Genomic DNA, 25,188 nt, shown 5'->3' on the forward strand with positions numbered 1-25,188 from the left:
GCCCGGGCCACGGACGTCGGGCCGCACCGCACCCTTCTCAGCTTCGATGCCTGACCCGCACGCCGGGCGGGGGCCCGACGGGCGAACGGTAGGCTGCGGGGCGGTCGTCGGGACGTGGCGAAGGGAAGCGCGTGACAGGCGTGTCGGTTCGCGGGGCGGTTGCGGCCTGCGGGGGTCCGGAGTGAACGACGGGCTGCGTCCCGGTGACCCGGTCCGGCTCGGCGGATACGAGCTGCTCGGCCGGCTCGGCGAGGGCGGCATGGGCAGTGTCTTCCTGGCCCGGTCGCCGCAGGGCCGGCGGGTCGCGGTCAAGGTCGTCCGGTCGGAGCTGGCCCACGACGACGAGTTCCGGGGCCGGTTCCGCAGCGAGGTGAACCGGGCCCGCCAGGTGCCGCCGTTCTGCACCGCCGAGGTTCTCGACGCCGACCCCGACCACGACCCGCCGTACCTCGTGGTGGAGTACGTCGAGGGCCCCAGCCTGGTCCGGGTGATCCGGGAGCAGGGGCCGATGACGGCGGCGGGCGTGCACGGCATCGCCGTCGGGGTGGCCACCTCGCTCACCGCCATCCACGGCGCCGGGGTGATCCACCGGGATCTGAAGCCGGCGAACGTCCTGATCGCCCCCGGCGGGATCAAGGTCATCGACTTCGGCATCGCCCGCGCGTTCGAGGCGACCAGCCAGCACACCCGGACCAACCAGATGGTCGGCACCGTGGCGTACATGGCCCCGGAGCGGTTCGACACCGCGTCCGGCCGCCAGGTGGGCCCGGCCGCGGACATCTTCGCCTGGGGGGCCGTGGTCGCCTTCGCCGCGACCGGCCGCACCCCGTTCGAGGGTGAGTCCGCCACCGCCACCGCGATGCGGATCCTCACCCAGCCGCCGGACCTGGCGGGTCTCGGCGGACCGCTGCGCGACCTGGTGTCCCGGGCGCTGGCGAAGGAGCCCGCCGACCGGCCCACGGCCCGGGAACTGCTCGACGGTCTGTTGACCTCGGCCGCCCCGGCCGGGAGCACCGACCCGGCCGGGACCGCCGACCCGGGCGGGACCGCCGACCCGGGCGGGACCGTCGACGATGGCTCGGGGGGCGGAGGCGACGGCCACTCCGGGGCGACGAGCACCGGCCCGGCCGGCAAGCGGCGTCGGCGACTCATCGGGCTGGGGGCCGCCGCCGCGGTGGTCGCGGTGCTCGTGCCCGGCGTCCTGGTCGGTCAGCAACTGCTGCACGACCGGTCCGATGCGTCTCCCACCGGCGCCGGCACCACCGGCACGCCGACCACCGGCGCAGCGGCCACCGGCGGGCCGGCATCGCCGTCGGCGGCCACGTCCCCGTCGGGTACGCCGGGCGCGTCGCCGTCGACGGCGGCCGACCGGACCCGGGCGATGCTGGCGGGTCAGCGGCGGATCCTGCTGCACGTGGTGGAGATCGACCGTGACCTGTCGCTGCCGTTCGACGGTGAGGTCAAGGTCGGTGACGGGACCGGCAAGGACGCCCTGTTCGTGCTCGAACCGGTCGGTGTCGACTACATGATCAAATCGCTGAACCCGGAGATCGCGCACCGCCCCTGCCTCGGCGTCAAGCTCGACGCGGAGGGGTATGCCTTCCTGGTCGGCGCCGACTGCCAACCGGGCGTGGCCACCGTGTTCGGCATCTCCCGCGAGGGCAGGGACGACAAGGGCCGCACCTCCTACTCCGTGATCAGCGAGAAGTACGGCGTGGTGCAGTGGAGCCCCAGCCAGAAGAAGATCTACGTCGAGCACCTGGGCGACGCGCCCATCGCCACCACGTTCAGCCTCGTCGACCGCGGCGCGGCCTGAGCACGAATCCACCAACCCCATTGACATAGGGTGATGTGAACGCAAACATGGGCGGACAGCGGAAGTCCGTCCCCAGCGCGCCGCGGGGCCGCATGGTCGACGGTCGACTGCCCGGCGCCACACGGTCGCCGCCTCCCCACGCACGGGACGGCGGCAGCCTCCTTGCCGGGACCGGGCTGCCCGGCAGCGGGAGGTGACACGGTTCCTCGACCGCGTCACCTCCCGCCCGGTCAGGGCAGGAGTTCGACGTAGCCGCCGGAGCCGTGCACCCGGATCCGCTGCCCGTCCCGGATCAGCCGGGTGGCCCCCGGCACGTTCACCACCGCCGGCAGGCCGTACTCCCGGGCGATCACCGCGCCGTGCGTCATCTGGCCGCCCACCTCCGTCACCAGGCCCGCGACGGCGACGAACAGCGGCGTCCAACTGGGATCGGTGTGGGGCGTGACGAGGATGTCGCCCGGTTCGAGGTCGGCCCGGGCCAGGTCGAGCACGATCCGGGCCCGCCCCTCGACGGTCCCGGCGGAGACCGGCAGGCCGACCAGGGCGCCGGCCGGCACGTCGTCACGCCGGTACGCCCCGGCGACGGCCTCGCCGTCGGAGGTGAGCACCCGCGGCGGCGTGAGCGCCTGGTGTGCCCGGAACTCCTCGCGACGCCGGCGGACCAGCCGCTCGTCCACCCGATGCGTGCGCACGACCTCGCGGAACTCCTCGAAGGTCAGGAAGAACACGTCCTCCCGGTCGGTGAGCACCCGCGCATGCACCAGCCGGTCGGCCTCGGCCATCAACGCCTGCTTGTAGACGAGGTAGCGGCTGACGATGTCGTACTTCGGGTACTCGCGGTAGCCGATGAAGGTCCGGACCCGGTCGATCATCCGCCGGGTCTCGTCGGCCTTGGCCGGGCCGTCCGGCAGGGCGCCCAGCCGGTCGCACACCTCCCGGGCCTTGCGCTCGGCCTCCCGCCGCCCCTGCGCGAAGCGCCGCTGGGCGGCGCCCGGCTCGAAGGTGCGGACGTGGTCGAGGAGCAGGGGTAACAGGGTGCCGGGCCGCTCGCTCCACCGTGGTCGGGTGATGTCGATCTCGCCGACGCAACGCATGCCGTACCGGTCGAGGTAGGCCGCGACGGCGTCGCGCGCCTCGGCGCCGCCCGGCAGCGCGGGCAGCCGGTCCAGGAAGTCGTCGCCGTCCGCGTCGCGCAGGAACGCCACGACCTCGGGGTACGGGCGGATCACGTCGGCGACGTCGAGGAGTGCCAGCCCCATCTCGGAGGTGACGTTGCCGGGGGCGGAGAGCGTGAGCGTGTCGGCGGCGTTGCGTTCGCCCAGCCACTGGGCCAGCCTGTCGTTGAGCCACCAGGTGGCCTGCATCCCCGCCATGATCGCCTGGACGTTCAGCGGGTCGGTGAGGACCCGCTTGTGCTCCTCGAAGGCTTCCGTGGCCAGGAAGTCGAACAGCGCCGGCCCGGAGCGGGTCCGGATGTCGCGGCGCAGCGCGGCGATGCTGGCCCGGCTGCGCGCGATCAGCCCCGCCACGATCGCCGGATCCGTCTCGATCGACGCCACGGGCAGCCCGGCCGGCGCGCCGGCCGGACCGGTGTCCGGCCGCGTCGGCACGAAGTCCCCGCGGTCCAGAATCGTCTCCAGCGCGTCCCGGGTCAGCGGATCGGACCTGGTCATCAACTCCAGGAACCGGGCGCGACCGGCCGGCGTGGCCAGGTGGGCGGTGGCGTCGACGAACAGCCGCCCGCCGGCCTCGTGCATCGGCGTCATGGCGGTCAGCCGCCACATGGACAGCCCCAGCGGCTTCATCGCGTCGGTCATCATCTGCTGGTGCCCGACCGAGAGGTAGACGTGGTTCTCCCCATCGTCGACGGCCGGGACGGGGAACAGCGTGGTGATCGGCCGGCTCTGAAGGATCTGGAAGTCGTCGTCGACCAGGGCCCACTCGATGTCCTGCGGGCAGCCGAACCGCGCCTCGATCCGCCGGCCGAGCCGGACCAGCCGGAGCACCTGCGCGTCGGTCAGCGCCGGCTGTGCCTGCCGCGCCGGGTCGACCGCCCGCTCCCGGGTCCCGCCGCCCGGCACGGCGTACCCGGCCCGTTGCTTGACCGCGATCGTCCGGGTGACGACCGCGTCGTCGCGGACGGTGAACACGTCCGGCGTCACCAGGCCGGAGACCAGGGCCTCGCCGAGGCCGAAGCCGGCGTCGACGGTGGCGACCTTCCGGTTGCCGGTGACGGGATCGGCGGTGAACAGGACCCCGGCCGCGTCCGGGAGGACCATCCGCTGCACGACCACGGCCATGCGGACCGCGCGGTCGTCGATGCCGTGCCGCCGACGGTAGGTCACGGCCCGTTCGGTGAACAGCGACGCCCAGCACCGGCTGACGTGCCGGAGGACCTCGGCCGGACCCACCACGTTGAGGTAGGTGTCCTGCTGCCCGGCGAACGAGGCCGTCGGCTGGTCCTCGGCGGTCGCGCTGGACCGGACGGCGTAGGCGGCCTGGTCGCCCAGCCGGGCCAGCGCGCGGGTGACCGCCGCCGCGGCCGGTTCGGACACGGCGATGTCCGCGACGGCCTGACGGATCCGCGCGCTCTGCGTCCGGATCGCCTCCCGGTCGACGGGCCGCAGCCGGGAGAGCCGGTCGAGCGCGTCGCCGAGGCCCGGCGAGCCCGCCACGGCCTCCCGGTAGGCGTCCGTGGTCACGCAGAAGCCGACCGGTACGCGCACACCCTCGATCCGCGTCAACTCCCCCAGGTGCGCGGCCTTGCCACCGACGGCCGCACCCTGCTCCCGGTCGATCTCGTCCAGGCCCACCACGTACCGCTGCGCCACCGTCATGCTTCCCCGTTTCCCCAGCTCAACCGCGTCCGGCGGACGATTCTGCGGCACACCCGGGGTCTTGCGGCAAGACCCCGGGTGCGATATATGTTGAAGGTGGCAGGGGAAACCATTCCCTGCCTTTCTGCTGTCGGTGCGCGGCAACGACCCGCCGACGGCGCCGGCCTCGCGCCCCCGTACGCCGCAATTGTGGCAATCCCGACCACGCCCGGCGGCATGGCGGGGAGGTCGCCGGGGCAAGAAGGCCGAGAGCTAGTCTGGGAGCCGCCTGGGCGCATGGGTTGCCGCCGCTGCCCGGCCGGTCGCCCGGAGTGGCTGCGTGACCTCGATGACGGTTCTGGTGAAGGAGACTCGGGCGATGACCGGCGCTGGCACCGACCCGCGGACGCGAGCCGACGTGTTCGCCGTCGACGCCGAGGTCGGCCCGGACCTGGCCCGGGTCGACTGGTCGACCCACCCGCTGGGGCAGCCGCAGACCTGGCCGCAGAGCCTCCGGACCGCGGTGCGCATCCTGCTGTCCTCCCGGTTCCCGATGTGGATGGCCTGGGGCCCCGAGCTGACGTTCTTCTGCAACGCCGCCTACCGGCGCGACACCCTGGGCCGCAAGTACCCGTGGGCGTTGGGCCGGCCGGCGAACCAGGTGTGGGCGGAGATCTGGGCCGACATCGGCCCCCGCGTCGACACCGTGCTGCGCACCGGCGAGGCGACCTGGGACGAGGGGCTGCTGCTGTTCCTGGAGCGCTCCGACTACCGGGAGGAGACCTACCACACGTTCTCCTACAGCCCGTTGCGCGACGACGACGGCGCCCTGGTCGGGATGCTCTGCGTGGTCAGCGAGGAGACCGAGCGGGTCATCGGTGAGCGGCGGATGGCCACGCTGCGGGACCTCGGCTCGGACCCGAGCGTGATCCGCACCGAGCAGGAGACGCTCGCCTTCGCCAGCCGACAGTTGGGGCGCAACGAGCGGGACCTGCCGTTCACGCTGACGTACCTGTTCGACGACGACGGCGGCGCGCGGCTGGCCGAGGCGACCGGTGTCGACGCCGGCCATCCGGCGGCTCCGGCGGTGCTGTCGCTGCATGACCCCGACGCGGTCTGGCCGGCCAGGCCGCTCGCCGAGGGTGAGTTGGTGCGGGTGCCGCTCGACCGCGACGCGCACGCCGGCCTGCCGTCGGGGCCGTGGCCGGATCCGCCGACCGAGGCGCTGCTGGTGCCGCTGCGCCAGCAGGGCGCCGCGCCGTACGGTTTCCTGGTGGCCGGGCTCAACCGCTACCGGGCCCTGGACGACGGCTACCGCGGGTTCGTGGAGCTTGCCGCCGGGCATGTGGCGACCGGGATCGCCAGCGCCCGCAGCTACCAGGCCCAGCAGCGCCGCGCCGAGGAACTCGCCGAGCTGGACCGGGCCAAGACGGCGTTCTTCTCCAACGTCAGCCACGAGTTCCGCACGCCGCTGACGTTGATCATGGGGCCGGTGGACGAGCTGCGCGTCCGGTTGCGCGACGCGGACGAGCGGATCCGCGAGGAGCTGGAGGTCGTCCGCCGCAACGGGCTGCGCCTGGGCAAGCTGGTCAACAGCCTGCTCGACTTCTCCCGGATCGAGGCCGGCCGGATGCAGGCCCGCTACGAGCCGGTGGACCTGGCCGCGGTGACCGCCGACCTGGCCAGCGTGTTCCGCTCGGCGATCGAACGCGCCGGCCTCACCTTCGAGGTCGACTGCCCGCCCCTGCCCGAACCGGTGCACATCGACCCGGGGATGTGGGAGAAGGTGGTGCTGAACCTGCTCAGCAACGCCTTGAAGTTCACCTTCGACGGCACCATGCGGGTGGTGCTGCGCGCCGAGGACGGGCAGGCGGTCCTGCGGATCGCCGACACCGGCATCGGGGTGGCCGAGGACGAGATGCCCCGGCTGTTCGAGCGGTTCCACCGGATTGAGAACGCCCGCTCGCGCTCGGACGAGGGCAGCGGGATCGGCCTGGCCCTGGTGAAGGAGCTGATCGGGCTGCACGGGGGCACCATCACCGCGGCGAGCGCGGTCGGCGAGGGCACCACGTTCACGGTCCGGCTGCCGTTCGGCACCGCCCACCTGCCCGCCGACGCCATCGCACCGGCCGGCACCGCCCGGCTGTCGGTCTCCGCCGAGCCGTTCGTGCAGGAGGCGCTGCGCTGGCTGCCCGACGGGCCGGGCGCCGAGGTGGGCCGGGACGACCCGGCCCCGGTGCAGGGGCCGGTGCCGCCCCTGCCGGGGCAGCGCCCGGCGCGGGTCCTGGTCGCCGACGACAACGCCGACATGCGCGAGTACCTCACCCGGCTGCTGCGCTCCGCCGGGCACCGGGTGCGGGCGGTGCCCGACGGGCAGGCGGCGCTGGAGACCGCCCGGACGCAGACACCCGACCTCGTGGTCAGCGACGTGATGATGCCGCGGCTGGACGGCCTGCAACTGGTGGCCGCGCTGCGGTCCGACTCCCGCACGGCCGGCACGCCGGTGCTGCTGCTGTCCGCCCGCGCCGGGCAGGAGGCCTCGATCGAAGGGCTGGAGGCCGGCGCGGACGACTACCTGGTGAAGCCGTTCCCGGCCGCCGAACTGCTGGCCCGCGTGCGGGCGAACGTGGAGCTGGCCCGGCTGCGCAACCACCACGCCCGCTGGCGCACCGCGCTCGTCGACTCGTTGCAGGAGGCGTTCTTCGTCTGCGACGAGGGGGGCGCCGTCGTCGAGATCAACGCCGCGTTCACCGACATCCTCGGCTACGGTCCCGAGGGCCTGCCCTACCCGGCGATGCACCCGTGGTGGCCGGACCCGGAGGCCGAGCCGGAGGCGCACCGTCAGGTGTCCGCGGCGTTCTCGCTGCTGATCGGCGAGACGCAGGGCACCTACACCGTGCCGGTGACCCACCGCGACGGGCACCGGATCTGGATCGCGGCCGCGTTCAACCAGGTGGACGACCCGGACACCGGTCGGCGGGTCATCGTGGGCACCTTCCGGGACGTCACCGCCGAGCACTACGCCGTGCAGCGCGAGACCGCGCTGGCCGGGTTGAGCGTGCGCCTGTCCCAGGCCGACGACCTTGCCGACGCCCTGCACGGGGTGCTGGACGAGCTGCGCAAGCTGTGGCGGGCCACCGGCGTGCTGACCGCCGTCTTCGGCGACGCCGCCGAGCCCCACGTCACGGCGACGGATCCCGCGCTGCGCTGGGAGTCGCTGACCGACGAGCGGCGGCAGGCGCTGCGGGCGCTGCGGGACACGCCGCTGCTGACCCCGGTGGCGACGCCGGCACAGGGCGCCGGGATCGCGGTGGAGCACCCGGACGGCACCATGGCGATCTGGATCGACCTGGGCGAGAAGCGGCCCTTCACCGAGCAGGACCAGACGCTGCTGGCACTGCTCGCCGGCCACATCGGCCAGAGACTGCATCGGGTGCACCAGATCGACCAGCAGCGCGAGACCGCCCTGGCGCTGCAACGGGCCATCCTCGGCCCGGCACAGCTACCCGCCGGTTTCGCCGTGCGCTACTCCCCCGCCAGCCTCCCGCTCAAGGTCGGCGGCGACTGGTACGACACCGTCGAGCTACCGGACGGGCGGATCGGCATCGTGGTCGGCGACTGCGTCGGCCACGGCCTCCAGGCCGCCACCGTGATGGGGCAGCTCCGCAGCGCCTGCCGGGCCCTGCTGCTCCAGGACGCCAGCCCCGCGCAGACGCTGGTGGCGCTGGACCGGTTCGCCGCGCTGCTCCAGGGCGCCCCCTGCGCCACCGTCTTCTGCGGCGTCCTCGACCCGGCCACCGGCCGGCTGCGCTACTCCAGCGCCGGGCACCCGCCGGCCATCCTGGTGCACCCCGACGGCACACCCGAACTCCTGGAGCGGGGGCGTTCCCGGCCACTGGCCGTACGCCCCGGTCTGGAACGCCCGGAGGCGGAGGCGACCGTGCCGGCGCGGGCCACCCTGATGCTCTACACCGACGGCCTGGTGGAACGCCGCCGGCAGCCGCTGACCGCCGGCATCAGCCACGCCACCGCCGCCGTCCAGCAGGGCCGCGGCATCCCGGTCGAGGCCCTCGCCACCGAGGTGATGGAGCGGCTCACCCCGGAAGGCGGGTACGACGACGACGTGGCCCTTCTCCTCTACCGCCATCCCGGGCCGTTGGAGCTGGACTTCCCCGCCGAGTCGTCGCGCCTGGTCGAGGTGCGCACCGCGTTGCGCGGCTGGTTGGACCGGTGCGGGCTGACCCCGGCCCACGCGTACAACGTGCTGGTGGCCGCCGGGGAGGCGTGCGCCAACGCGATCGAGCACGGCCACCGGGACAGCCCCGGCGGCCGGATCCGGCTGCGGGCCGCCGCCACCGCGGACGACCTGCGGCTGAGCGTCACCGACAGCGGGCACTGGCGGGAGCAGGACCGGCCCTCCGGCTCGCACCGCGGCCGAGGGCTCGTGCTGATGCGCGCCCTCATGGACACCATCACCGTCACCCCGGGCGCGACCGGCACCACGGTCGACATGCAGGCAAGGATCATCCGATGAGCACGGCTCTGACCCTCACCACCGGCACCGGCCCGGACGGCGTACGTGTGCTGACCGTCGTCGGCGAGGTCGACCTGAGCAACGCGGCGTCGTTCGCCGCCGCGCTCGAGGATGCCGTACGACCGGACGGCGAGCCCCTGGTGGTGGACCTGACCGAGGTCGAATACCTGGACAGCGCCGGCCTGGCCGCGTTGTTCCCGCACGCCGAGCGCATCGCGCTGGTGGCCAGTCCGCTCCTGGAGCCTCTGCTCACCATCTCCGGGCTGGCCGACCTCACCACCGTCCGCAGCCGGTAGCGCCTGCGGGTCCCGCCCGCGTTCAGTTCCAGCAATATCGATGTTAACGTTAACTCAGCGCCGCACTTCGCAGCCCATTCATATGATGAATTCGGTGCTGGCATGGGAAAACGAGGCGGCCCGACCGTTGACGTTACCTGTTGGAAACGCTTAACGTCTGATGTCTCACCGATGTGAGCCTCCTCACCACCACCACCATGTTCGGAGGGATCGCCATGTCCCGTCCCCACCTCACCCGCCGCTCCCTGCTGGCCGCCGCCGGCGCGACCGGAGCCGCCGTCGCCGTCGGTGGCGTCCTCCGCCCTCGGCCCGCCCTCGCCGCCATCCCCGGCCCGTCCAGCTACACCGAGACGTGGGCGTCGGTCGGGCAGCACCCGGCCGCCGCGGAGTGGTTCCAGGACGCCAAGTTCGGCATCTACTTCCACTGGGGCGTGTTCAGCGTCCCGGCGTACGCCAACGAGTGGTACCCGCGCAACATGTACAACAACGGCTCGAACGAGAACAACCACCACCGCAGCACGTACGGCGACCCGTCGGTCTGGCCGTACCACAACTTCATCAACGGCGCGAACGACCGGTCGGGCCGGTTCGTGCAGTTCGCCCCGCGGCTGCGCTCGGCCGGCGGCAACTTCGACCCCAACGAGTGGGCGCAGTTGTTCGCCGACGCCGGGGCGCGCTTCGCCGGGCCGGTGGCCGAGCACCACGACGGCTTCTCCATGTGGAACAGCCAGGTCAACGAGTGGAACTCTGTCGCCCGCGGCCCCCGGCTGGACCTGCTGCGCCTGCACACCGACGCGATCCGGGCCCGCGGCCTCAAGGTCATGGTCGCCATGCACCACGCCTACAACTTCACCGGCTTCTACCAGTGGGTGCCGCAGCAGTCCGACGCCAGCCTGCGCAAGCTCTACGGACAGCTCGGCACCGCCGCGCAGGAGCAGCTCTGGTACGACAAGCTCCGCGAGGTCATCGACCAGGCCCAGCCGGACCTGATCTGGCAGGACTTCAACCTCACCCGGATCAGCGAGGCGCAGCGGCTGCGCTTCCTGGCCTACTACTACAACCGGGCCGTGGCGTGGAACAAGGAGGTCGTCGCCACGTACAAGGACGGGCTGGACCTCGGCGGCACGGTCTTCGACTACGAACGCGGCGGTCCCGCCGCCCTGCGCACCCCCTACTGGCTGACCGACGACAGCATCAGCAGTTCCAGCTGGTGCTACACGGTGGGGATCGGCTACTACTCGCTCAACCAGATGCTGCACTCGCTGCTCGACCGGGTCAGCAAGAACGGCAACATGGTGCTCAACATCGCGCCGATGGCCGACGGCACCATCCCCGGTGGACAGCGCACCGTCCTGCTCGCCATCGGCGACTACCTGCGCCGCTTCGGCGAGTCCGTCTACGCCACCCGGGCCTGGACCACTCACGGCGAGGGCCCGACCCAGATGGGTGGCGGCTCCTTCACCGAGCCGCGGGCCGGCACCGCCCGGGACATCCGGTTCACCCGCAGCAAGGACAACCGGGTGCTCTACGCCACCTTCCTCGGCTGGCCGGGCAGCACGGCCACCATCACCACGCTCGCGTCCAACCGGATCAACCTCGGCACCCTGACCGGCGTGCAACTGCTCGACTCCACCGCCGGCAGCTACGTCAACCTGCCGACCCGTACCCAGGACACCACCGGTCTGCGGATCACCATGCCGTCGGCCGGCGCCCCGTTCAGCGCGCCCGCGTACGTGGTGAAGCTGACCTTCAGCGGCCCGATCCCGACCCTGGGCGGCGGGTCGACCACCTGGCAGCGGATCACGAACGTGACCAACGGCCTGGCGCTGGACAGCGGCGGCAACGTCGCCTCCGGGTCGCCGTTGAAGCAGTGGAGCTGGGACGGCAGCACCAACCTCCAGTGGCAACTCGTCGACCTGGGCACCGGCTACCACCGGATCGTCAACCGGACCAACGGCATGGTCGTCGACGGCTTCGGCCAGACCACCAACGGCGCCGTCGCCCAGCAGGCGCCGTGGAACGGTGGCAACAGCCAACAGTGGCAGCTCACCGACCAGGGCAACGGGCGGTACCGGATCGCCAACCGGGCGACCGGCCTGGTGCTCGACGGTGGCGGCCAGGTCGCCTCCGGCTCCACGGTGAAGCAGTGGACCTGGGACGGCAGCACCAACCTGCTGTGGACGCTCGGCACCGTCTGACCTCGCTCACCCCCCGGATGTTGGAAGGAAGCACCATGACCCGTAGGGCTCTGCTGAGCGCGGGCCTGACGCTGATGCTCGGCGCGTCCGTCGTATCCACCGCCGGGTGCGGGGACCGCACGTCCGGCGGAACCGGGTCGGACGCACGCCCCCTCGTCGGCGTCGACTACCCGCGCTCCGACACCGACTTCTGGAACTCGTACATCAGGTACGTGCCCCAGGTCGCGGGCGAGCTGAACGTCGAGCTGAAGACCACCAACTCGCAGAACGACATCGCGAACCTCATCTCGAACGCCCAGACGTTCATGAGCCAGGGCGTCAAGGGGGTGGTGATGGCCCCGCAGGACACCGCCGCCATCGCACCGACCCTGAGCCAGCTCGACAGCAGGAAGATTCCCGTGGTCACCATCGACACCCGGCCGGACACGGGCAAGGTCTTCATGGTCGTCCGCGCCGACAACCGCTCGTACGGCACCAAGGCGTGCCAGTTCCTCGGCACGAAGCTCGGCGGCAAGGGCAAGGTGGTGATGCTCCAGGGCGGCCTCGACTCGATCAACGGTCGGGACCGCACCGAGGCGTTCGGGGAGTGCATGCGCACGCAGTACCCGGGCATCACCGTGTTCGGCGAGGCCACCGACTGGAAGGCCGACGTGGCGGCGACGAAGTTGCAGACCCGGTTCGCGTCCGACCCGGACGTCCGGGGCGTCTACATGCAGTCGTCGTTCGCGCTGTCGGGGACGTTGCAGATCCTCAAGCAGCGCGGCCTCCAGGTGCCGCCGACCGACCCGAAGCACGTCTTCGTGGTCTCCAACGACGGCATCCCGGAGGAGCTGGCGCACATCGGCAAGGGGCTGATCGACGCCACCGTCAGCCAGCCGGCCGACCTGTACGCCCGGTACGGGGTGGAGTACGCCAAGGCCGCGATCGAGGGCAGGACGTTCCAGCCCGGCCCCACCGACCACGGCAGCACCATCATCCAGGTCCGGGACGGGCTGCTGGAGGACCAGCTCCCGGCGCCGCTGGTGACCCTGGACGGCGCACCGGTCGCGGGCCAACCCACGCTCAAGTTCGACGACCGCTCGCTGTGGGGCAACAACGCATGAACGTCGCCCCGCAGGTCCCACCGGACGGGCCGGCCGGCGAGCGCCGGCCCGTCGTCGAGGCGGTGCACGTCACCAAGCGCTTCGGCTCGACGCTCGCCCTGTCCGACGCCGGCATCGTGGTCCGCCCCGGCGAGACGCACGCGCTGGTGGGGCGCAACGGCGCCGGCAAGTCCACCCTGGTCGGCGTCCTCACCGGCCTGCTGGCCCCGGACGACGGCGCGGTGGCGTTCGACGGGCGGCCCGCGCCGCCGCTGGGCGACCGCGACGCCTGGCGGCGGCGGGTGGCCTGCGTCTACCAGAAGTCCACGATCATCCCGACCCTGACCGTGGCGGAGAACCTGTTCCTGCACCGGCACGCGCGCGGCCGGGACGGCCTGATCCGCTGGTCGCGGCTGCGCCGCGAGGCGGAGCGGACGCTGGCGGAGTGGTCGGTCGAGGTCGACGTGCGCCAGCCCGCCTCGACGCTCTCGGTGGAGCAGCGGCAGTTCGTGGAGATCGCCCGGGCGCTCTCCTTCGGGGCCCGGTTCATCATCCTCGACGAGCCGACCGCGCAGCTCGACGGCGCGGGCATCAACCGGCTGTTCACCCGGATCCGGGACCTGCGCGCCCAGGGCGTGACCTTCCTGTTCATCAGCCACCACCTCCAGGAGATCTACGACATCTGCGACCAGGTGACGGTCTTCCGCGACGCCCGGCACATCCTCACCTCGCCGGTCGCCGAGCTGAGCCGACCGGCGCTGGTGGCGGCCATGACCGGCGAGGACGTGACCCTGCCCCGGGCCGACCACCGGCCGGTGCCGGCCGACGCGCCGGTGCTGCTGTCGGTGCGTGACCTGGTCACCGCGTCCGGCGCCGAGTTGACGCTCGCGGCGCGCTCCGGGGAGGTCGTGGGAATCGCCGGTGGTGGCGGCAGCGGCAAGGTCGAGGCCGCCGAGGCGATCGTCGGGCTGACCCGACCGGTCGGCGGGACGGTCACCGTGCGGGGGCGCACGCTGCGGCCGGGCAGCGTCCCCGACGCCCTCGACGCCGGGGTCGGGCTGGTGCCGCAGGACCGGCACCGGGAAGGGCTGGTGCCCGCGCTGTCCATCGCGGAGAACGTCACCATGACCGTGCCGGGACGCGTCACGCGGCACGGTCTGATCTCGCCGGCCCGGCGGGACACGCTGGCCCGGCGGACCATCGCCGACCTGGCGGTCAAGGCGGCCGGGCCGCACGTACCCGTCGCCGAGCTGTCCGGAGGCAACCAGCAGAAGGTGGTCCTGGGCCGGGCGCTGGCCAGCGACCCGACGGTGCTGGTCCTCATCACCCCGACCGCGGGGGTCGACGTGCGCTCCAAGCAGACCCTCCTCGGCGCCGTGGCGGAGGTACGCCGCCGTGGCGCCACCGTCCTGGTCGTCTCCGACGAGCTCGACGACCTGCGGATCTGCGACCGCGTGCTGGTCATGTTCCAGGGCCGGGTGGTCGGCGAGCTGGCGCACGGCTGGAGCGACAACGATCTGGTAGCCGCCATGGAAGGGGTGGACCTCCACCATGTCTGAGACGCTGTCCGCCGCCTCCCCACCCTCCGCCGCGCCACCGGCGCCGCCCCCGCCCTCGCCGCGGAGCCTGGCGCTGGCCCGACTGCGGGACCTGGCCCTGGTGCCGGCGATCGTCGCGGTCGCGATCGTCGGGTGGATCGTCAGTCCCGTGTTCCTCAGCTCCGACAACATCATCAACGTGCTGCAGAGCATGTCGGAGATCGCCATCGTGGTCCTCGCCGAGACCATCGTGTTGATCGCCGGCAAGATGGACCTGTCGCTGGAGTCGACCTTCGGCCTCGCGCCGGGCGTCGCGGCGTGGCTGACCGTCGACCCCGCGCTGACCCGCGGGCTCGGGCTCGACCTCCTGCCCGGCGCCTGGGCGGTGCCGGTGGTCCTGCTCGTCGGTGCGCTCGTCGGCGCCTTCAACGGCCTGCTCATCGTGCGCTTCGGCCTCAACGGGTTCATCGTCACCCTGGGCATGCTCATCGTGCTGCGCGGGTTGCTCACCGGTATCTCCGGCGGGCAGACCTTCTTCGCGCTGCCGGAGTCGATGACCTACCTGGGGTCGACCTCCTGGCTCGGCGTGCCGGCCTCGATCTGGGTGTCGCTGCTGCTGTTCGCCGCCGGGATCGTCGTCCTGGGCTTCACCCGCGCGGGGCGGGCGCTGTACGCGATCGGCGGCAACACCGACGCGGCCCGCGCCGCGGGCATCCGTACCGACCGGGTGCTGTGGATCGCCCTCGTCGTGGCCGGTGTGCTCGCCGCGCTCGCCGGCCTGCTGATCAGCGGTCGGCTCGCGGCGGTGCCCTCGGCCCAGGGCGACGGCGCGATCTTCCAGGTCTTCGCGGCCGCGGTGATCGGCGGCGTCAGTCTCAACGGCGGCAAGGGCAGCGTCTTCGGCGCCTTCACCGGCGTCCTGCTGCTCTTCATGATCATCAACGTGCTGACCCTGGCCGGGGTGCCCGCGCAGTGGACGAACTTCCTCAACGGCGCGGTCATCCTGGTGGCCCTGGTGGTCTCCCGCATCACCGGGGGCAGGGCGCAGACATGAAATTTCGACCCCCAGGAGTCCCGGTGACTGAGCGCGTCTCGTCCGTAGAAGCCATCGACGTCCGGTTCCCGACGTCCCGCCACCGCGACGGGTCGGACGCGATGAACCCGTTCCCCGACTACTCCGCCGCCTACGTGGTCCTGCGCACCTCGACCGGCGCGGAGGGGCACGGCCTGGTCTTCACCGTCGGACGCGGCACCGAGATCCAGGTCGCGGCGCTGCGGTCGCTGGCCCCGATGCTGGTCGGTGAGCCGGTCGAGCAACTCGTCGCCGACCCGGGCGCGCTCGCCCGCCGGCTCGTCGGCGACAGCCAGATCCGCTGGCTGGGCCCGGAGAAGGGGGTCGTGCACATGGCCGCCGGCGGCCTGGTCAACGCGGTGTGGGACCTCGCCGCCCGGCGGGCCGGTAAGCCGCTGTGGCGGCTGCTCGCCGACCTCACCCCGGAGCAGGTGGTGGCGCAGGTCGACTTCCGCTACCTGCGCGACGCGCTCACCGAGGACGACGCGCTGACCCTGCTGCGGGCCGGCCGCGACGGTCGCGCGGATCGGGAGGACCGCCTGCTGGCCGAGGGCTACCCGGCCTACACCACCACCCCGGGCTGGCTGGGCTACGACGACGACAAGCTGGCCCGGCTCTGCGCCGAGGCGGTCGACGCGGGGTTCCGGCTGATCAAGCTCAAGGTCGGGGCGGACCTGGCGGAGGACGTACGCCGGTTGGGCATCGCCCGGCGGGCCGTCGGGCCGGACGTACGCCTCGCGGTCGACGCCAACCAGGTCTGGGGGGTGCCCGACGCGATCCGGTGGATGCGCGAGCTGGCCCCCTTCGACCCGTACTGGATCGAGGAGCCGACCTCACCGGATGACGTGCTCGGGCACGCCGCCGTACGCCGGGCGCTGGCGCCGGTCAAGGTGGCCACCGGTGAGCACGCGCACAACGCGGTGATGTTCAAGCAGTTGTTGCAGGCCGGCGCCGTGGACGTGGTGCAGATCGACGCCTGCCGGGTCGCCGGGGTCAACGAGAACCTGGCCGTCCTGCTGCTCGCCGCGAAGTTCGGGGTGCCGGTCTGCCCGCACGCCGGCGGGGTGGGGCTGTGCGAGCTGGTGCAGCACCTGGCCATGTTCGACTTCCTCGCGCTCAGCGGCAGCACCGAGGACCGGGCCATCGAGTACGTCGACCACCTGCACGAGCACTTCGTCGATCCGGTGGTGGTCCGCGACGGCCGGTACCGGGCGCCGACCGCGCCCGGCATGGGCGCGGAGATCGTCGCCGCCTCGCGGGCCGACTACCGGTTCCCGGACGGCACGCGGTGGACCGCCCCGGCGACCCCGGTCGGCGCGGCGCCGGCATGATCGTCGACGCGCACCACCACCTCTGGCGCCCGGAGCGCGGGTACACCTGGCTCGACGCGCCCGAACTGGCCGCCATCCGCCGTCCGTTCACCCCGGCGGACCTGACCGCCGAGCTGACCGCGTCCGGCGTGGACGGCTCCGTGCTGGTGGAGGGCGGACGCTGCCACCGCGACGAGGCGGCCGAGTTCCTCGGGTACGCCGCCGACACGCCGTCGATCCTCGGCGTGGTGGCCTGGCTCGACGTCGCCGCCGACGACGTGACCGCCACCGTCGCGCGTTACCGGGGAGTACGCGGCGGCGAGTTGCTGGTCGGGGTGCGCGCCCAGGTGCAGGCCGAGGCGGACCCCGACTACCTCGACCGGCCCGAGGTGCGGCGGGGCCTGGCCGAGGTCGCCGACGCCGGCCTCGTGTTCGACCTGGTGGTCCGGGCCGACCAGTTGCCGGCGGCGGCCCGGGCCGCGCGGGCGGTGCCGCAGCTGCGCCTCGTGCTCGACCATCTGGGCAAGCCCCGGATCGACCGGGGCGAGGCGGGGCTGCGGGGCTGGCGCGACGCGATCGCCGCCCTGGCCGCGAACCCGAACGTCGTCGGCAAGCTGTCCGGCCTGGTCACCGAGGCCCGGCCGGACTGGTCCCCGGCGGACCTGGCCCCGTTCGTCGAGGTCGCCGTGCAGGAGTTCGGCGCGGTTCGTCTGATGTTTGGCTCGGACTGGCCGGTCTGCCTGCTCCGGTCGGACTATCCCGGGGTGCGCCGGGCGCTGGCGGACGCGCTGCCCCCGCTGCCGGCACCGCAGCTACGGGAGATCTACGCCGGCACCGCCGTGCGGACCTACCGCCTGACCCGGCACGGGAAACCGCCGGCGTGACACCGGCGCGCCGGAGATCAGACGTCCGCCGCCTTGGCGGCGAGCACCGTACGCAACCACGCCTCGGAGGTGTTCACATGCATCAGCGCGCTGGCCTGGGCGAGCAGTTGGTCCCGCGACCGCAGGGCGAGGTAGATCGCGTGGTGCTCGTCGATCGTGGTGTGCGCGGCGTTGGCCTCGATCAGCCCGCGCCACACCCGGGCCCGCAGGGTGCGGCCGGACAGCCCGGCCAGCAGCGAGGTGAGCGTCTCGTTGCCGGTGCTCGCCACGACGGTGTGGTGGAAGGCGGTGTCGAAGCCGATCAGCTTCTCGGCGTCGTCGGCCGCCGCGCGCATGTCCTCCAGGATGCGGGCCAGTTCGTCGAGCTGGGTGTCGGTCATCCGCAGCGCCGCCAGTCCGGTGGCCACCGGCTCCAGCAGCCGGCGCACCTCCATGACCTCCAACAGCGTGTCGTCGCGCAGCAGCTCCACCGCGACGCCCAGGCCCTCCAGCAGCAGCCGGGGGGCGAGGCTGGTGACGTACGTGCCGTCACCGCGACGCACGTCCAGCACCCGCGCCGACTCCAACACCTTGACCGCTTCCCGGACCCCGCTGCGCGACAGACCCATCTGCGCCGCGAGCTGCGGCTCCGGTGGCAGCCGGGCGCCCGGGGGCAGCTCACCGCTGGAGATCATGCCGCGGATCCGCGCGATCGCGTCGTCGGTCAGTGCCATGTACGCCCCCTCCGGCCCGGCCCTGCGTGCGCGGTCGCCCCGACCGCGTCGCCGGCGGTGCGCACCGACGATCCTGACCACTATAGAGACATCGGACGTTTGCCGTGGTCACGGCCGGTACGCCGGGGCCCGGACGCCAGCCGGGAGACGGGCGCGTGACCGGCATGCGGTACCGCCCGCTCGGCCGCACCGGCCTGGACGTGTCGATGCTCGGCTACGGCGCCTCCCCGCTCGGCGGCGTGTTCGGCCCGGTCGACGAACGCGACGGCATCCGGGCCGTCCGCACCGCCCTCGACCTCGGCGTGAACATCATCGACGTCTCCCCGTACTACGGCGCCACGGTCGCCGAGACGGTGCTCGGTCGGGCGCTGCGCGGCGTCGACCGGTCCGGCTACGTCCTGGCCACGAAGGTCGGCCGGTACGGCGACGCGGCGTTCGACTTCTCCGCCGCCCGGGTCACGGCGAGCGTCGACGAGAGCCTGGCCCGGCTCGGCACCGACCACCTGGACCTCGTCCAGTGTCACGACATCGAGTTCGGCGACCTCGACCAGATCGTCGCCGAGACGCTGCCCGCGCTCGACCGCCTGCGCGAGGCGGGCAAGGTCCGTTTCCTCGGCGTCACCGGATATCCGCTGGGCGCGCTCGCCCGGGTCGCCACGGCGACGCCGGTGGACACCGTGCTGTCCTACTGCCGCTACACGCTGCTGGACCGGGCGTTGGCCGACCACGCACCCGACTTCGCCGCCCTCGGCACGGCGGTGATGAACGCGTCGCCCCTGGCCATGGGGTTGCTCTCGCGCGGCGGCGCGCCCGACTGGCACCCCGCGCCCGCGTCGGTGCGGCGGGCCGCCNAGGTGGCGCTCAGCTTCGCCGTCGCGCCGCCGGCGTTCGCCACCACCTTCGTCGGCTCCGCGAGCGCCGGCAACATGGCCCGCAACGTGCGCTGGGCGCTGTCGGAGACCGACCCCGACCTGCTGCGCGAGATCGACGTGCTGCTGGCGCCGGTGCGGGGTCACGCCTGGCCCAGCGGCCGTCCGGAGAACGACCTTCCACCGAAAGGACACGACGTGCGACGATCAGACAGCATCGGGGAGACTTCGTGAACCGCAGCGCGCACTACGTGGGCGACCGGACGTTCGTCGTCGAGGACACGCCGACTGTGCCGCCCGGCCCCGGCCAGGTCCGCATCGCGGTCGCCTTCACCGGCATCTGCGGCACCGACCTGCACATCGCCCACGGCGCGATGGACCAGCGGGTGACCGTGCCGGCGGTGCTCGGGCACGAGATGTCCGGCCGCGTGGCCGAACTCGGCCCGGACGTCGACGGTCACCGGGTCGGCGACCCGGTGACGGTGATGCCGCTGGACTGGTGCGGGCAGTGCCCGGCCTGCCGCACCGGCCACACCCACATCTGTCACCGGCTCACCTTCGTCGGCATCGACTCCCCCGGCTCGATGCAGCACTCGTGGACCGTCCCGGCGCGCATCGTGGTGCCGCTGCCGGCGGAGCTGCCCCTGTCGCGGGCCGCGCTGGTGGAGCCGACCGCGGTGGCGGTGCACGACGTCCGGCGGTCCCGACTCACCGCCGGCGAGCACGCGGTGGTCGTCGGCGCCGGCCCGGTGGGGCTGCTGATCGGCACGGTCGCCCGGGCCACCGGCGCCGCGGTGACGGTGCTGGAGATCGNGCGGGCGACGTCGAGCAGACGATCCGGGAGGCGACCGCCGGCGCCGGCGCCGACGTGGTGTTCGAGGTCTCCGGCTCGGCGACCGGCGTACGCCTGGCGACCGACCTGCTCGCGGTCCGCGGACGGCTGGTCGTGGTGGCGATCCACCCCACCCCCCGGCAGGTGGACCTGCACCGGGTCTTCTGGCGGGAGCTGGAGCTGATCGGGGTACGGGTGTACGAGCGCGACGACTACGCCGAGGCGGTGCGCCTGGTGCACGGCGGGCAGGTGCCCGCCGATCGGCTCATCTCCCGGATCGTGCCGCTGGCCGAGGTGACGCGGGCGTTCGAGGCGCTTGGTGACGGGGGCGACGTGAAGGTGCTCATCGACTGTGGGGGTGGCGCGTGAACCCGTTCGATCTCCGCGGCCGGCTGGCCGTGGTCACCGGCTGCCGGCGCGGCATCGGGTTGGCGATGGCGGAGGCCCTGGCCGCGGCCGGTGCCGACGTGGTCGGGGTGAGCGCCGCGCTGGAGGAGACCGGCAGCGTGGTGGCCGAGCGGGTGGCGGCGCACGGCCGCTCGTTCGTGCCGCGCCGCGCGGACCTGTCCGATCGCGCCGCCGTCCGCGACCTCGCCGGGTGGCTGCTCGCGCGTGGACCGGTCGACATCCTGGTCAACAACGCCGGCACGATCCGTCGCGCCCCGGCGGTCACGCACTCCGACGACGACTGGGACCACGTCCTGGAGGTCGACCTGACAGCCCCGTTCGTCCTGGCCCGGGAGATCGGCGGGGAGATGGTGCGGCGCGGCTCGGGAAAGATCATCTTCACCGCGTCGATGCTCAGCTTCCAGGGCGGGGTGACCGTGCCCGGGTACGCGGCGGCGAAGTCCGGCATCGCCGGGCTGACCCGGGCGCTGGCGAACGAGTGGGCGCCGCACGGGGTCAACGTCAACGCGATCGCACCCGGCTACATCGACACCGACAACACCCGGGCGCTGCGCGAGCAACCGGAGCGGAACCGGGCGATCCTGGACCGGATCCCGGCCGGACGCTGGGGGCGGCCGGACGACCTCGGCGGGGTCACCGTCTTCCTCGCCTCCGACGCCTCGGCGTACGTGCATGGAGCGGTGATCCCGGTCGACGGCGGCTGGCTGGCGCGCTGAGCCCGCCGACCGTCAGGCCTAGGGATGCCTGCGCCCGCCCCACGCGCCCTAGCATGGAAAGCATGCCACTGAAGATCGGTTACAAGGCGTCGGCCGAGCAGTTCGGCCCGCGCGAGCTCGTCGAGTACGCGGTCAGCGCGGAGGGCCACGGCCTCGACAGCGTCTGGATCAGCGACCACCTGCAGCCGTGGCGGCACGACGGCGGCCACGCGCCGTTCGCCCTGAGCTGGCTCAGCGCCGTCGGTGAGCGCACCGAGCGGGTGCAGCTCGGCACCAGCGTGCTGACCCCGACGTTCCGCTACAACCCGGCCGTGATGGCGCACGCGTTCGCCACCCTCGGGGTGCTGTACCCGGGCCGGATCGCGTTCGGCATCGGCACCGGGGAGGCGCTCAACGAGGTCGCGGTCGCGCGGATCACCTGGCCCGACTTCAAGGAGCGGTTCGCCCGCCTGCGCGAGGCCGTGGACCTGATCCGCCGGCTGTGGACGGAGGACCGCGTCACGTACGAGGGGCAGTACTACCAGACCACGAGCGTCTCGATCTACGACCGGCCCGAGGTGCCCGTCCCGATCTACATCGCCGCCGGCGGTCCCCTGATGGCCAAGTACGCCGGCCGCAAGGGTGACGGCTTCATCTGCACCAGCGGCAAGGGCATGGAGCTGTACACGGACAAGCTCCTGCCGGCCGTGGCGGCCGGAGCGGAGCAGGACGGGCGCGACCACCACGCGATCGACAAGATGATCGAGATCAAGCTCTCCTACGACGTCGACCCGGTCCGGGCGCTGGAGAACTGCCGGTTCTGGGCACCGTTGTCGCTCAGCCCCGAGCAGAAGGCCGGCTACGAGGACCCGGTCGAGATGGAGAAGGCCGCCGACCAGCTCCCGATCGAGGAGGTCGCCAAGCGCTGGATCGTCGCCTCCACCCCCGACGACGCGATCACCCAGATCAAGCAGTACGTCGACGCCGGCTTCGACCACCTGGTCTTCCACGGCCCCGGGCACGACCAGGAGCGGTTCCTCAGCGCCTTCGCCGAGCAGGTCCTGCCCGGCCTGCGCAGCCTCGGCTGACTGCCGGATCGCCACCGCACCCGCTGGGGGATGTTCACCCCGGCGGGCGCGTCGTGTCCAGGTGCCGCAGAAAGAAACGGACCGCGCTGTCGGCCTCGAACCGCGGCACCTCGTGGTGCCGGCCCGCGTTGGCGTGCAGCGTCTTCTCCGTCGAGGCGAACGCGCCGAACAGCTCGAACGCGGCCTCTCGCGTCATGTCCTCGTCGTCCCACTGCATGTCGAACTCGATCGGGACGGTGATCCGCCGGGCCGTCGCCACCAGGGTCTCCGGCCAGAACAGACCGAAGATCGCGGCCGTGATGCGCGGCTCGGCCGCCACCAGCGGCACACCGATCGCGGTGCCCAGGCTGATGCCGAAGTAGCCCACCGGGCCGTCGACGCCGATCTCCGGGAGCTGCTGGAGGGCGTCCAGGGTCGCCCGCCACTCGGGCACGGCCAACTCCGCCAGGTGCGCGCTGTACCGTCGGGCGACGGGACCCTCCGGCTCGCCCGCCTCCCTCGCCCGGCGCAGCGCGGCGACCTCCTGCTCGTCGTACGCCGTGCGGGGCCGGTCCCCGTGGCCGGGTGCGTCGAGGACGGCGACGTGGAATCCACCGTCGGTCACCAGGCGCCGGGCTCCGCCCACCATCGCCGGGTGCCGCTTGTGGTTGCCACCGGCGTGGCCCATCAGCACCAGCGGCGCCCGGCCGGTGCCGGAGGCCGGCGACCAGAGGACGCCGGGGACCTCGCCCACGACGAAGTCGCGCTCGATGACGCCGTTCGACGTCGACTCGGCGGTGAACCGCGGTGACGGCATCGCTGTCGCCTTCCAGGAGGGCTGTGACCCGGCCGCGCCGGGGGCGCCGCCGTCGGCGCCCCCGGCGAAACCGGCCCTAGGAGAGAAGTTCGACGACGGGGGCGAACTGCTCGATGAACAAGGCGTTCACGGTGAAGCCGGAGACGCCGAGGGTCTCGCGTCGGTGCAGCAGTTCGTCGGCCATCTGCCGCGGGGTGCCGCGCAGGATGCCCAGCGAGTCGCTGGCGGCGAGCTGCTGCGCGTCGGTCTTCAGGAGGCGGCTGACCCACTCCGGCGTCTCGTCGCCGATGACGAAGATCGGGGCGATGAACTCGATGTCGTCACCCCGGTCCCCGGCCCGCTCCCGGATGTCCGTGACCATCGAGATGATGTCCTCCCGGGTGGCGAACGGGCTCGCGGCGACCGTGACCATGTCGGCCCTGGCGCCGGCCAGGGCGCGGGCCTTGGGACCGCCGGCGGCGACGAGGATCGGGGTGTGGTGTCCCTCCCCGTCGAGGTCGCGCAACTCGTCGATCGTCTTCTCCACCGACGCCAGGCGTTCCTTGGCCGACGGGGTCGGGACGCCGAGCAGCTTCTCCGCCTCGGCGAGGACGAACGGGCGGCCGGACCCGATGCCGAGGTCGAATCGCCCACCGCTGAGCACCGACAGCGTGTGCGAGTCCCATGCCGCCATGCGCGGCGCGCGCAGCGGGGCGGCGAGCACCCACGTCCCCACCCGCAGCGTCGTGGTCGCCCCGGCCGCGAGGCCGAGGGCGGGGAACGGCGACGGCGACGTCATGACGTCCGCCATGAGCAGGCGCTGGAAGCCGAGGCTCTCGGCCTGCCTGGCCAAGCCCAGCCAGCTCTTCTCGTCCTGCGGCTCCGAGATCACGGAGAACTTGAACGCCTTGTCGGTCATGGGTGAGACCCCGTCCTTTCGTCGCGCGGACCCCATCGGGCGCAGAGCCCCTTCAACCCGCACTCAGGACGCTAGGAGGGCCGACGCCGCGGCGGCATCCCTCAGCTTGATAGACGCCCCGACGGTCGCCCCGACGCAGCGAGCGCCGCCGCCCGATCGGGCGGCGGCGCTCAGTGGTGCGGCGCGGGGCCTGACGTCAGCTGAAGTCCTTGACGTGGTCCTCGGCCCACTGGCGGAACGTGCGGGCCGGCACCCCGGTGGCCTCTTCGACGGCCTTGGTCACGACCGTCGGGTACGCCTGAAGGGCCCGCGTCAGCCGGACGAAGAACTCGGGGGTCGGCGGATCGGTGTCCTCCGGGGCCACCTCGACGGTCTCGATCGGCCGTCCGATGGCCTCCCCGATCGTCTGGATCTGCTCCTGCATCGTCAGGGCCTGCGGCCCGGTCAGCCAGTACGCCTGCCCCTCGTGCCCGGAGCCGGTCAGCGCCCGGACGCCCACGTCGGCGATGTCACGCTCGTGGATGACCGCGGAGCGGGCCTGCAGGAACGGGAGCCGCAGCGTCTCCCCCGACCGGATCCGCGGCGCCAGGGCGAGCTGGCGGGTGGCGAACGTGGTGGGCCGCAGGAAGGTCCACGCCATCCCGGACTTCTGCAGCGCGTCCTCGACCACGGCGTGCATGTGCGCGTTGCGGGTGTTGCGGGTGGCCTCCTCGACGACGGAGGCCGACGACAGCAGCACGACGTGCTCCACCCCGGCCGCCTGCGCCGCGGTGACGAACTCGGCGACGCCCTCCGGCTTGGCGTAGAGGAAGACCTTCTTCATGCCGTCGAGCGCCGGCGGCAGGGTCGCCGGGTCGTCGAGGTCGAGGCGGACCATCTCGACGCCGTCCGGCGGCTCGGTGCCCTCCACCGTGCGACTGGTTCCACGGACGGGGATTCCGGCAGCCCGGACCCCGGCCACCACGTGGCTGCCGACACTGCCGTACGCGCCGATGACAAGAACCGACATTGACCATCCCAAAGGGTTGAAAAGCATGGACTGGACGAAGCGACCCTACGGTCGGGCCTGCGCCACGGTCACCGGGCACACGGCCGGACCTCCGTGGACGGAGGAGACAGTCATGATCGACATACTCCCCCCACGGATGCGGGCGCGTCCTATTAGAACACGACGCCGGTCAGGACGTCGTGTCGCCACTCATTTACCGGATGCGAGAAAATTGCCACGGGAGGTTTGCGCGAGGCGACGCCACGCCGCTAATGTCGTACTCGGCCGTGACGTCGTCGCAAGGAGGTGAGACCCGTGAACGCAGTTACCCATGGGTGCTCCCCCATCTCGTCAC

At 72.8% G+C, this 25,188-nt stretch carries 18 protein-coding genes and 1 pseudogene; 14 read left to right on the forward strand and 5 right to left on the reverse strand.

Annotated elements, in window-relative coordinates:
* The first annotated feature begins 181 nt into the window (after positions 1-181).
* Positions 182-1,816, forward strand: coding sequence for a serine/threonine-protein kinase (locus tag B1205_RS23880; RefSeq protein WP_254910156.1), 1,635 nt, complete (start codon positions 182-184; stop codon positions 1,814-1,816).
* 230 nt (positions 1,817-2,046) lie between these two features.
* Here the strand turns inward: B1205_RS23880 and rph are convergent, their stop codons facing one another.
* Positions 2,047-4,653 carry a rifamycin-inactivating phosphotransferase gene (rph, locus tag B1205_RS23885; RefSeq protein ID WP_089157650.1) on the reverse strand — a complete coding sequence of 869 codons (2,607 nt, stop codon included), beginning with the start codon at positions 4,651-4,653 and terminating at the stop codon, positions 2,047-2,049.
* Between the two features lie 358 nt (positions 4,654-5,011).
* Here rph and B1205_RS23890 point away from each other — a divergent pair, with 358 nt between their 5' ends.
* The 8 genes from B1205_RS23890 (at position 5,012) to B1205_RS23925 (ending at position 17,546) form a co-directional block, all read left to right on the forward strand.
* Entirely contained in the window at positions 5,012-9,166 is a 4,155-nt protein-coding gene (locus B1205_RS23890; protein WP_089157651.1) for a SpoIIE family protein phosphatase, read from the forward strand.
* Complete coding sequence (locus B1205_RS23895; RefSeq protein WP_089157652.1) at positions 9,163-9,462, forward strand: STAS domain-containing protein; 300 nt, start codon at positions 9,163-9,165, stop codon at positions 9,460-9,462. Before B1205_RS23890 ends, B1205_RS23895 begins: the two co-directional genes overlap by 4 nt.
* Positions 9,463-9,677: 215 nt before the next feature.
* Complete coding sequence (locus B1205_RS23900) at positions 9,678-11,660, forward strand: alpha-L-fucosidase (protein ID WP_089157757.1); 1,983 nt, start codon at positions 9,678-9,680, stop codon at positions 11,658-11,660.
* Between the two features lie 35 nt (positions 11,661-11,695).
* A complete protein-coding gene (locus B1205_RS23905) occupies positions 11,696-12,763 on the forward strand; it encodes a sugar ABC transporter substrate-binding protein (protein ID WP_176308769.1) in 1,068 nt (355 codons plus the stop codon).
* Complete coding sequence (locus B1205_RS23910) at positions 12,760-14,301, forward strand: sugar ABC transporter ATP-binding protein (RefSeq protein ID WP_089157654.1); 1,542 nt, start codon at positions 12,760-12,762, stop codon at positions 14,299-14,301. The genes B1205_RS23905 and B1205_RS23910 overlap by 4 nt, the downstream gene beginning before the upstream one ends.
* Positions 14,294-15,334, forward strand: a complete 1,041-nt coding sequence (locus B1205_RS23915; protein WP_089157655.1) for an ABC transporter permease — start codon at positions 14,294-14,296, stop codon at positions 15,332-15,334. Before B1205_RS23910 ends, B1205_RS23915 begins: the two co-directional genes overlap by 8 nt.
* Positions 15,331-16,683, forward strand: coding sequence for an enolase C-terminal domain-like protein (locus tag B1205_RS23920; protein WP_089157656.1), 1,353 nt, complete (start codon positions 15,331-15,333; stop codon positions 16,681-16,683). Before B1205_RS23915 ends, B1205_RS23920 begins: the two co-directional genes overlap by 4 nt.
* Positions 16,680-17,546 carry an amidohydrolase family protein gene (locus tag B1205_RS23925; protein ID WP_089157758.1) on the forward strand — a complete coding sequence of 289 codons (867 nt, stop codon included), beginning with the start codon at positions 16,680-16,682 and terminating at the stop codon, positions 17,544-17,546. Before B1205_RS23920 ends, B1205_RS23925 begins: the two co-directional genes overlap by 4 nt.
* Before the next feature lie 17 nt (positions 17,547-17,563).
* Here B1205_RS23925 and B1205_RS23930 read toward each other — a convergent pair whose 3' ends face one another.
* Complete coding sequence (locus tag B1205_RS23930) at positions 17,564-18,259, reverse strand: FadR/GntR family transcriptional regulator (RefSeq protein ID WP_089157657.1); 696 nt, start codon at positions 18,257-18,259, stop codon at positions 17,564-17,566.
* Between the two features lie 206 nt (positions 18,260-18,465).
* Between B1205_RS23930 and B1205_RS23935 the strand changes: the two genes are divergently transcribed.
* From B1205_RS23935 to fgd, 5 genes and pseudogenes are all read left to right on the forward strand, one after another.
* On the forward strand, positions 18,466-19,362 hold the full coding sequence (locus B1205_RS23935; protein ID WP_441338548.1) for an aldo/keto reductase: 897 nt from the start codon (positions 18,466-18,468) through the stop codon (positions 19,360-19,362).
* Positions 19,363-19,418: 56 nt separating this feature from the next.
* A pseudogene (locus B1205_RS32260) lies at positions 19,419-19,700 on the forward strand (alcohol dehydrogenase catalytic domain-containing protein); the annotation flags it as partial.
* Between the two features lie 299 nt (positions 19,701-19,999).
* A complete protein-coding gene (locus B1205_RS32265) occupies positions 20,000-20,329 on the forward strand; it encodes a zinc-binding dehydrogenase (RefSeq protein ID WP_254910157.1) in 330 nt (109 codons plus the stop codon).
* Positions 20,326-21,084: an SDR family oxidoreductase gene (locus tag B1205_RS23945; protein WP_089157659.1), complete on the forward strand. Its 759-nt coding sequence runs from the start codon at positions 20,326-20,328 to the stop codon at positions 21,082-21,084. The genes B1205_RS32265 and B1205_RS23945 overlap by 4 nt, the downstream gene beginning before the upstream one ends.
* A 62-nt stretch (positions 21,085-21,146) precedes the next feature.
* Entirely contained in the window at positions 21,147-22,151 is a 1,005-nt protein-coding gene (fgd, locus tag B1205_RS23950) for a glucose-6-phosphate dehydrogenase (coenzyme-F420) (RefSeq protein ID WP_089157660.1), read from the forward strand.
* Between the two features lie 34 nt (positions 22,152-22,185).
* Here fgd and B1205_RS23955 read toward each other — a convergent pair whose 3' ends face one another.
* The 3 genes from B1205_RS23955 to B1205_RS23965 all read right to left on the reverse strand — a co-directional run bounded on the left by B1205_RS23955 (position 22,186) and on the right by B1205_RS23965 (position 24,854).
* Complete coding sequence (locus B1205_RS23955) at positions 22,186-22,947, reverse strand: alpha/beta hydrolase (protein WP_089157661.1); 762 nt, start codon at positions 22,945-22,947, stop codon at positions 22,186-22,188.
* 76 nt (positions 22,948-23,023) lie between these two features.
* Positions 23,024-23,845 carry an LLM class flavin-dependent oxidoreductase gene (locus B1205_RS23960; RefSeq protein WP_089157662.1) on the reverse strand — a complete coding sequence of 274 codons (822 nt, stop codon included), beginning with the start codon at positions 23,843-23,845 and terminating at the stop codon, positions 23,024-23,026.
* Between the two features lie 196 nt (positions 23,846-24,041).
* A complete protein-coding gene (locus B1205_RS23965; protein WP_089157663.1) occupies positions 24,042-24,854 on the reverse strand; it encodes an NAD(P)H-binding protein in 813 nt (270 codons plus the stop codon).
* Between the last annotated feature and the right edge of the window lie 334 nt (positions 24,855-25,188).

This window comes from Micromonospora sp. NBS 11-29 (assembly GCF_002140155.1).
Classification (GTDB): domain Bacteria; phylum Actinomycetota; class Actinomycetes; order Mycobacteriales; family Micromonosporaceae; genus Micromonospora.